Source organism: Streptosporangium fragile (assembly GCF_039534445.1).
GTDB classification, from domain to species: domain Bacteria; phylum Actinomycetota; class Actinomycetes; order Streptosporangiales; family Streptosporangiaceae; genus Streptosporangium; species Streptosporangium fragile.
Window position 1 is genome coordinate 216,126 of the sequence record NZ_BAAAVI010000004.1, and the last position, 8,946, is coordinate 225,071.

General features: G+C 72.7%; 8 protein-coding genes. All 8 read right to left on the reverse strand.

Annotation, left to right across the window (positions count from 1 at the left end):
* Positions 1–47 precede the first annotated feature (47 nt).
* Positions 48–842 carry a class I SAM-dependent methyltransferase gene (locus ABD841_RS04710; protein ID WP_344968203.1) on the reverse strand — a complete coding sequence of 265 codons (795 nt, stop codon included), beginning with the start codon at positions 840–842 and terminating at the stop codon, positions 48–50.
* A complete protein-coding gene (locus tag ABD841_RS04715) occupies positions 842–1,522 on the reverse strand; it encodes a DUF4191 domain-containing protein (protein ID WP_344968205.1) in 681 nt (226 codons plus the stop codon). The genes ABD841_RS04710 and ABD841_RS04715 overlap by 1 nt, the downstream gene beginning before the upstream one ends.
* 207 nt (positions 1,523–1,729) lie before the next feature.
* On the reverse strand, positions 1,730–4,264 hold the full coding sequence (locus ABD841_RS04720; protein ID WP_425581945.1) for a beta-glucosidase H: 2,535 nt from the start codon (positions 4,262–4,264) through the stop codon (positions 1,730–1,732).
* 166 nt (positions 4,265–4,430) lie between these two features.
* Positions 4,431–5,360, reverse strand: a complete 930-nt coding sequence (gene lipA, locus ABD841_RS04725) for a lipoyl synthase (protein ID WP_344968209.1) — start codon at positions 5,358–5,360, stop codon at positions 4,431–4,433.
* A 118-nt stretch (positions 5,361–5,478) separates the two neighbouring features.
* Positions 5,479–6,156: a lipoyl(octanoyl) transferase LipB gene (lipB, locus tag ABD841_RS04730; protein ID WP_344968211.1), complete on the reverse strand. Its 678-nt coding sequence runs from the start codon at positions 6,154–6,156 to the stop codon at positions 5,479–5,481.
* A 28-nt stretch (positions 6,157–6,184) separates the two neighbouring features.
* Positions 6,185–6,922, reverse strand: coding sequence for a Type 1 glutamine amidotransferase-like domain-containing protein (locus ABD841_RS04735; protein ID WP_344968213.1), 738 nt, complete (start codon positions 6,920–6,922; stop codon positions 6,185–6,187).
* Between the two features lie 41 nt (positions 6,923–6,963).
* The gene (locus ABD841_RS04740; protein ID WP_344968215.1) at positions 6,964–7,860 is read right to left on the reverse strand and encodes a TIGR01777 family oxidoreductase; all 897 of its coding nucleotides are present in this window, start codon (positions 7,858–7,860) and stop codon (positions 6,964–6,966) included.
* 285 nt (positions 7,861–8,145) lie between these two features.
* Positions 8,146–8,946: 2-oxo acid dehydrogenase subunit E2 (locus ABD841_RS04745; protein ID WP_344968217.1), on the reverse strand; the 801-nt coding region annotated here is incomplete at its 5' end.

Genomic DNA, 8,946 nt, shown 5'->3' on the forward strand with positions numbered 1-8,946 from the left:
GGGGCGGACGGCGCCGCGGGCGGCGGGACCGGACGGGAACCGGGCGCCTACCGCGCGCAGGTGAAGATCGCGGTGCCGGGCAGGTGACGGCCGCGCAGCGGGCTCCAGCCGCCCCACTCGCGCTCGTGGCCGCTCGGCCACTCCGGCTCGACCAGGCCCCGCGGCACCAGCCCGGCCCCGGTGATGAGCCCGATCCAGTCACCGAGCGTGCGGTGGTGCTCGACATAGGAGGGCCGCCCGTCGTCGCCGATCTCCACGTACGGCGACCGGTCGAAGTAGGACCGGTCGGCGGTCAGCCCGGCGGGGCCCGGGTCGTCGGGGAAGGCCCAGCGGATCGGGTGGCTCACCGAGAAGACCAGCAGGCCCCCCGGGCGCAGCACCCGGCGGGCCTCGGCCAGCACGGCGCCGGCGTCGGCCACGAACGGCAGCGCGCCGAACGCCGAGCAGGCCAGGTCGAACGAGCCGTCGGCGAACGGCAGGGACTCGGCGTCGGCCTGGACCACCGGGAGCGAGGAGCCGGTGTCGAGGTCGATCCGCCGGGAGTGCTGGAGCTGGCGGAAGGACAGGTCGAAGGCGGCCACCCTGGCGCCCTGTCCGGTCAGCCACCGCCCGCACTGCCCGGCGCCGCAGCCGATCTCCAGGACGTCCTTGCCCGCGACGTCGCCCAGCAGTCGGGCGTCGGCCTCGTCCAGGCCCTCGGGGCACCAGACGAAGCCGGAGTCACGCAGGAACGCGCCGTGCTCCGCCTGGTACTCGTCGGCGGCGCCGTCCCACCAGCCGCGGTTGGCCCGGGAGGTGACCGCCGCGTCGACGCCGTGGCGGCCGACTCCGGCGAGGCTCATCAACGGATCTTCGGCCGGGGCATCCGCGCCCCACGCGGGAGCGGGCCCTTGGGCATCGGCAGCGTCTGCGGCAGAGCCTTGAGCCGGTTGTTGATCTCGTAGACCGCGGGCTTCTTGAGGTTGCGGGGCAGCTTCATCAGATGACGCTGCAGCTTGGCCAGCGGGACCTGCCCGTCGCCGTCACCGGACTGGATGTCGTAGACGGGGACGTCCAGGGCGATCCGCTGGACGCGCTTCTTCTCGGCCACGAGCATCTTCTGCACGCGGTTGCCCGGCCCCTCGGAGACGAGGATGACGCCGGGGTAGCCGACCACGCGGTGCACGACGTCCTGGTCGCGGGTGACGGCGACGGCGGGGGTGACCTGCCAGTTGCCGCGCATGCCCTGCAGGATCGCGGCGGCGGCGCCGACCTGGCCGTGCAGCATGGAGTACTGCGCCTTCTGCGCGAGCTGGCCGAAGACGACCAGGCCGACGGTCATGGCCAGCATGATCCCGATGAACAGCAGGTACCAGATCCAGCCGGTGACCAGCCCGATCACGACGCACACCGCCAGCGTGCCGAGCGCCGAGGCGTAGACGATCGGCATCCCCTTGGGGTTGGCCTGCTTGATGATCTGCGCGATCATGCGGAGCTGCTTGATGCGCCCCGGGCGCTCTGAGTCTTCGGGCTTCTTGGCCATGTTCTGAAGGATACAAATCCCGGGGTCAAGAAGTGAAAACGTGACCTGCCGCGCGGGGCAGGCCGGGGCGGACGCGGCCACGCGGCCTTCCGGCGGTTCTTCCGGCCGCGTCCGGTGGAGCGCACCGTACAAGCCTCGTCGCCACCCGCCCACGGACCCCGTCCCCGGACCTGGGACGGAACGCACCTCACATGGTGACGCCGGAACTCAACACCCGCTCACCCGGACGGTCACCGTCGCGGACAGCCGGCGGTCGGCGAGGCTGCGTCCCGCCTCGACGGCGTACTCGCCCGGGACCGTGCGCCAGCCCTCGTCCGTCCAGCGCTGGAAGGCGCGTTCGGGCAGGCGGACGGTGCCGACCACGGTCTCGCCCGGGGCGGCGTCGACGACGGCGAACCCGGCGAGGACGCGGGCGGGGCGGTCCGGCCCCGGTTCCACCGGGGCGAGGTAGACCTGCACGATCTCGCGTCCGGGACGCTCACCGGTGTTGGTGACCGCGACGGTCGCCGACGTCCCGGAGGCGGACATGGCGTCGTAGGACCAGTCGGTGTAGCCCAGGCCGTGGCCGAACCAGAACGCCGGGGTGCGGCCGGCACGTTCCCACGCCCGGTATCCGATGAAGACGCCCTCCCCGTAGACGACCGCGCCGCCGGCCGGGGTGACGCTCAGGACCGGCACGTCGGACGCGCGGCCCGGCCAGGTGGTGGGCAGCCGGCCGCCCGGCTCGGCGTCGCCGAACAGCACGTCGGCCAGCGCGTGTCCGGCCTCCTGCCCGGGGAACCAGGTCAGCAGCACGGCGGGGACCAGCTCCCGCCACGGCATCTCCACCGGGGAGCCGGCGTTGACCACGACGATCGTTCGGGGGTTGGCCGCGGCGACCCTGGCGACCAGTTCGTCCTGGCGCCCCGGCAGGGCCAGGCTCGTACGGTCGAAGCCCTCGCTCTCCACCTCCATGGTGGTGGAGGCGACCACGATCGCCACGTCGGCGCCCGCGGCGACCTCCACCGCCTCGGCCATCAGGGCGTCGTCGCCGGGGGAGGGGGCGGCGTGGCCCAGGGCGAACGCCACGAACGCCATGCCGCCGAACGACCCCGACGGCTGCCGGGCGCCGATCCGGACCGGGACGCCCGCGGTGAGGGCGACGGTGATCCGGCGCTCCGGCGGGGCCAGGAACGCGGCGGCCGGGTCTCCGCCCTCCGGCGCGAGCTTCCCGTCGAAGACGGTCTCACCGTCGACCGTCACGGTGAAAGCGCCGACGCCGGTGATCGAGAACTCGTGTACGCCGGTCACGTCCGGGGTGTGGACGGCGCGGATCTCGACGGCGGCCAGGCGCGCGGTGTCCACGTCCGGGGGGAGGTCGCCGACCCAGCGGGCCTCGGCGGTGGCCAGCGGGTGCTCGGCCAGTACCTCGCCCGCGGCGTCCAGGAAGAGGGCGCGGGCGGGACCGGGCAGCGGCGCCAGCCGGATGCGGGGATCGGTGCCGATCGCGTGGCGCACCTCCACGTCCCCGCGCTCGCGCAGCCCCTCCAGCGGGGAGACGATCCGGTCGGGGAACACCTGGGCGCTGCCGCCGCCCATGACCCGGGCCTCCGCGGCGGCCGAGCCGATCAGCGCCACGCTGCGCACGTCCCGTAGCGGGAGCAGCCCGCCCTCGTTGCGCAGCAGCGTGAACGACCGGGCGGCCACCTCGCGGGCCAGCGCGATCCCGTCGGCCGCGGCGGGACCGGCCGCCGGGTCCGCGCCGGAGCCGGGCGCGGTGGCGGGTGCGCCGGTGGTCGTGCTGATCGGTGCGCCGGCGGGCGCGGCGCTTCGTGCGGATCCCGGTGCGCCGCCGGGCGCGGTGGGGGGTGCGCCCGGGTCCGCGGGCGGACGGCCGAGGGCGCCGACGCGCCGGGCGAGACGCAGCACGCGGCGTACCCGGTCGTCGACGGCCTCCTCGGAGACCCGTCCCTCGCGGACCGCGGCCTCGAGCTTCGCGCCCCACGGCCCGGAGGGCCCCGGCATGGCGACGTCGAGACCGCCCTCGACGGTCGCCTCGGTGGAACGGGCGGCCGTCCAGTCGGAGACGACGAAGCCGTCGAAGCCCCACTCGTCCTTCAGCACCTCGCGCTGGAGGGGCCGGTTCTCGGTCATCGTGGTCCCGTTGACCGAGTTGTAGGCGGACATCACGCCCCAGGCGCCGGCCCGTACGACCCGCTCGAAGGGCGCCAGGTAGACCTCGCGCAGCGTCCTGCCGTCGACCCTGACGTCCACCGTGAACCGGTCGGTCTCGAAGTCGTTGGCCACGAAGTGCTTGGGTGTGGTGGCCACGCCGTACTCCTGGACGCCCTCGACGTAGGCGGCGCCGATCTCGCCGGTCAGGTACGGGTCCTCGGAGAAGCACTCGAAGTGCCGGCCGCCGAGCGGGCTGCGGTGCAGGTTGAGGGTCGGGGCGAGCAGCACGTGCACACCCTTGCGGCGGGCCTCCCGGGCGAGCAGCCGCCCGACCCGGCGGACCAGTCCGACGTCCCAGGTCGCGGCGAGCGCGGTGGGGCTGGGCAGCGCGATCGACGGGTCGGCGGAGGACCACTGCGTGCCGCGGACGCCGATGGGACCGTCGCTCATCACCAACCGCTCCAGCCCGATCTCCGGCAGGGCGGGCAGCGACCACATGTCCGCGCCGGTCAGCAGGCGTACCTTGGCGCTCAGGTCGAGTCGGCTGATCAGTTCTTCGATGTCCACCCCGGCAGTCTCGCCCGGCATACCGAGTGTCCGGTAGGTTTCGTTGCCATGGCGTTATGGAAAGCCGATCTCGCGGGGGAGCCGCGCCGGCGGCCCCGCCCGTGAACCGGCGGCCTCCCCGGAAGAAGAGGAAGACCCCGCGCGGGGCGCGGGGTCCGAAGGGGCCCGGGCCGGGTCGGCGGCCGGGTCAGGCGTGCTGGCGGGCCTCGACGGCCTGCTTGTAGAGGCGGCCGGCCCGGTAGGAGGAGCGGACCAGCGGGCCGGACATGACGCCGGCGAAGCCGATGGCCTCCGCCTCCTTCTGGAGCTCCACGAACTCCTCGGGCTTCACCCAGCGCTCCACGGGGTGGTGGCGGGGAGTGGGACGCAGGTACTGGGTCACGGTCAGCAGGTCGCAGCCGGCCTCGTGCAGGTCGCGCATGGCCTGGACGACCTCCTCGCGCTCCTCGCCCATGCCGAGGATGAGGTTGGACTTGGTCACCAGCCCGGCCTGGCGAGCCTTGGTGATCACTTCCAGGGACCGCTCGTAGCGGAACGCGGGCCGGATGCGCTTGAAGATCCGCGGCACGGTCTCGATGTTGTGCGCGAAGACCTCGGGCCTGGCGGAGAAGACCTCCTCCAGCTGGCTCTGGTCGCCGTTGAAGTCGGGCACCAGCAGCTCGACCCCGCAGCCCGGCAGAAGCGCGTGGATCTGCCGCGCCGTCTCGGCGTACAGCCACGCGCCACCGTCGGGCAGGTCGTCGCGGGCGACGCCGGTAACGGTCGCGTAGTTCAGGCCCATCTGCCGCACCGACTCGGCCACGCGGCGCGGCTCGTCGGTGTCGTACGCCTTGGGCTTGCCGGTGTCGATCTGGCAGAAGTCACAGCGCCGGGTGCACTGGTCACCACCGATGAGGAAGGTGGCCTCGCGGTCTTCCCAGCACTCGGAGATGTTGGGGCACCCCGCCTCCTGGCAGACCGTGTGCAGGCCCTCGCGCTGGACCAGCGCCCGCAGCTCGGTGTGGTTGGGGCCGGTCCGGAAGCGGGTCTTGATCCACTCGGGCTTCTTCTCGATGGGGGTCGCGGCGTTGCGGACCTCCAGCCGGAGGAGCTTTCGGCCTTCGGGGGCGACGGTCATGCGAGCTCCTTCATCGGTCACCGTACCGAGGTGTTGTATATCGAGGTGCTGTCCATATCGTCACGCTCGCTCACCTCCACAGCTTATGTCCCGTCGCAACCTGCGGCAGACCCGGGGCTCAACGCCGGAACAGCTCCTCCTCCGGCAGCTCGAAGCCCTGCGCGCCGAGCGCCTCCGCCAGGTGCTTCTCGGCGTACGGCAGGACCTCGTCGACCACGATCCGGCGGCCCGTCTCGGCCGACAGCGAGGAGACCCCGGCGTCGCTGATCCCGCAGGGGACGATCCGGTTGTACCAGCTCGGGTCGTTGGAGCAGTTGAGCGCGAAGCCGTGCATCGTCACGCCACCGGAGACCCGGATGCCGATCGCGCCGACCTTCCTGTCGGGCAGGCCGTGCGAGGGATCTCCGGCCACCCAGACGCCGCCGCGCCCCTCGACCCGGCCCGCCTGCACCCCGAAGTCGGCGCAGACCTGGATGAGCGTCTCCTCCAGGAGCCTGACGTAGGAGGTGACGTCGAGCGGACCGCCGAGTTTGACGATCGGGTAACCGACCAGCTGGCCGGGGCCGTGCCAGGTGATCCGGCCGCCCCGGTCGACCTCGACGACCGGGGTGCCGTCGGTGGGCCGCTCGTGCGGGGCGGTGCGCCTGCCGGCCGTGTAGACCGGCGCGTGTTCGAGCATCAGGCAGGTGTCGGGGATCTCGCCGGCGACCCGGCGGGCGTGGATCCGCCGCTGGAGATCCCAGGCCTGCTCGTAGGGGAAATCAACGCCCAGACGGACGAACGCCAGCTCACTCACGCATCAAGAGTAATTGACCCGCCGGTCCTCAAGACGTGAGAAGCCGAGGCTCGATGCGGATCTCCTTGGCTCCTCCGGCCCCGTCGTGCTCGACCCGGTAGGCGTACGCGTCGCGGTGCACGGCGACGGCCTGGATGAACTCGGTGCCCACGTAGTGGAGTCCGACGCCCTCGTCGGCGGCGTAGCCGCCGGGCAGCTCGCCGGAGCCCACCGACTCGTGCAGCAGCCGGCGGCGCTGCGGGTCGGAGTCGTAGTGGACGCCGCACGAGTACGGCAGCAGGCCGAGGCCGTCGGCCCACACCCGCAGCTCCGGCCCGAAGGAGTCGGTGTTGCCGCCCACGTGCCAGCAGAGCGCGCCCGCGCTCTGACCGGACAGCACCACGCCGGCCCGCCACGCCTCCTCGAAGACCTCGTCCAGGCCGTGCAGCCGCCACAGGGCGGCCAGGTTGGCCACGCTGCCGCCGCTGACGTAGATCATGTCCTGGCTCAGGACCCACTCCCGCGGGTCGTCGACGTTGGGCATCGGGAACACCGTCAGATGGCTGACCTCGACGTCCCACTCGCGGAACGCGCCGTACATCTTCAGCAGCCACTCCGCGTCGTCACCGGTGGCGGTGGCCAGCAGGCCCAGCCGGGGCCGGTCCTGGCCGGTGAGGTCGAGGGCGTACCTGAGCAGGGGACTCGCCTCGATGAACCCGTAGCGCGCGGACGGGCGGAAGGAACCGCCTCCGATCGCTAGGATGTGCGACTGTCCGGACCTGCCCATGTCCATCTCCCTCAACGGTTCCATCGGTGAACAGAGGGACCCTAGAGTACGGCGGCCAGTGCGTCGTTGAGACGCGTATGCCGGAACGTGTAGCCGCTGTCCAGCAGGCGCCGCGGGAGCACCCGCTGGCCGGTCAGCACGCCCTCCTCGGCGAACCCGCCGAGGGCCGTGCGCAGGACGAACCCGGGCACCGCCAGCGGCATCGTGGATCGGCGCAGGGCCTTGCCGAGTTCCCTGGTGAACTCCGCGTTGGTGACCGGCTCGGGGGCCGTCAGGTTCACCGGACCCGATACTTCTTGATTTTTCAGGATGTATTGGACGGCGAGGACCCAGTCGTCGATGGAGATCCACGACCAGTACTGCCGCCCCGACCCCAGGGGCGCGCCCAGGCCGAGCCTGAAGACCGGCAGGATCTGCGCCAACATGCCGCCCCGCCCGCTCAGCACCAGGCCGGTGCGCAGCCGCGCCACCCGGATGCCCGCCTCCTCGGCCGGTGCCGTCTCCGCCTCCCAGGGCACCACCACCTCTTGCGCGAGGAACCCGGCGCCCGCCGGGGCCGTCTCGTCCACCGCCCGGTCGCCGGTGTCCCCGTAGAAGCCGATCGCGGAGCTCGACAGCAGCGCCGGAGGCCTGGCCGACAGGCCCGTCAGCGCGGTGACGAGGGTCCTGGTCCCCTCGACCCGGCTGCGGACGATCTCGCGCCTGTAGGCGTCGTTCCAGCGCCGGTCGCCGATGCCCGCACCGGCCAGGTGGACCACCGCCTCCGCGCCCTCCAGGGCGGCCCGGTCGACGATGCCCTTCCCCGGGTCCCAGAACGACTCGTCGTCGCCCCGCGGCGGGCGCCGTACCAGACGGACCACGCGGGCGCCGTCGGCCCGCAGAGCCCTCACCAGAGCCGATCCCAGCAAGCCCGAGGACCCGGTCACAATGATCGCCATGCCGTTCAATGTAATCGACCTCCCATCCGGATCTTCGGAGGCCGGGCATCCGCCGGATTCGCACCGAGGGCGGTGCTCCGGAAAGGCGACGGGCCCGGGAACGACGGGGCCGGGAGCGACCGGCCCGTAAGCGCGACGTCCCCGGGAACGGCCGCCCGGGGACGACCGCCCCGGAGGCGGACGCGTCCGGAAACGGGGACCGGGCCGGAAACGGGGAAGGAGCCGGAAACGACGGCCGGGCCGGCCCGCGGATCGCGGACCGGCCCGGTGCGGGAGAACGGAGACTCAGGCGTTCAGGCCCAGCTGGTTCTCGAAACGGCCCTCCTCCAGGCGACGCTTGATCGTCGTCAGGAAGCGGGCGGCGTCGGCGCCGTCGACCAGGCGGTGGTCGTAGCTGAGCGCCAGGTACACCATCGAACGGACGGCGATGACCTCGCCCTCGGGGGTGTCGACGACCACCGGGCGCTTGACGACCGCGCCGGTGCCCAGCATGCCGACCTGCGGCTGGTTGAGGATCGGCGTGTCGAACAGCGCGCCGCGGCTGCCGGTGTTGGTCAGCGTGAACGTGCCGCCGGTGAGCTCGTCCGGGCTCACCTTGTTGGTGCGGGTGCGCTCGGCCAGGTCGGCGATCTTACGGGCGAGACCGGCGATGTTGAGGTCGCCGGCGTCCTTGATCACCGGAACGATCAGGCCGCGCTCGGTGTCCGTCGCGAAGGCCAGGTGCTCGGCGTCGAAGTACGTGACCTCGTTGGTCTCGCTGTTGATCGTGGCGTTCAGCTTCGGGTGCTGCTTGAGCGCCTCGATCGTGGCGAGGGCGAAGAACGGCATGAACGAGAGCTTGACGCCCTCGCGCCGCTGGAACTCGGCCTTCGCCTGGTCGCGCAGCCGCGCGATCTTGGTGACGTCGACCTCGACCACGGTGGTGAGCTGGGCCGAGACCTGGAGCGACTCGACCATGCGCTTGGCGATGGTCTGGCGCAGGCGGGACATCTTCTCGGTGCGGCCGCGCAGGGTCGTGTCGACCGCGACCGGCTCGGGAGCCGGGGCGGGGGCCGCGGCCTGGGCCGGGGCGGCGGCCTGCGGGGC

Coding starts and splice junctions, on each gene's coding strand:
- ABD841_RS04710 (WP_344968203.1), bottom strand. CDS start 842: ATGAGCCTCGCCGGAGTCGGCCGCCACGGCGTCGACGCGGCGGTCACC.
- ABD841_RS04715 (WP_344968205.1), bottom strand. CDS start 1,522: ATGGCCAAGAAGCCCGAAGACTCAGAGCGCCCGGGGCGCATCAAGCAG.
- ABD841_RS04720 (WP_425581945.1), bottom strand. CDS start 4,264: ATGCCGGGCGAGACTGCCGGGGTGGACATCGAAGAACTGATCAGCCGA.
- lipA (WP_344968209.1), bottom strand. CDS start 5,360: ATGACCGTCGCCCCCGAAGGCCGAAAGCTCCTCCGGCTGGAGGTCCGC.
- ABD841_RS04735 (WP_344968213.1), bottom strand. CDS start 6,922: ATGGGCAGGTCCGGACAGTCGCACATCCTAGCGATCGGAGGCGGTTCC.
- ABD841_RS04740 (WP_344968215.1), bottom strand. CDS start 7,860: ATGGCGATCATTGTGACCGGGTCCTCGGGCTTGCTGGGATCGGCTCTG.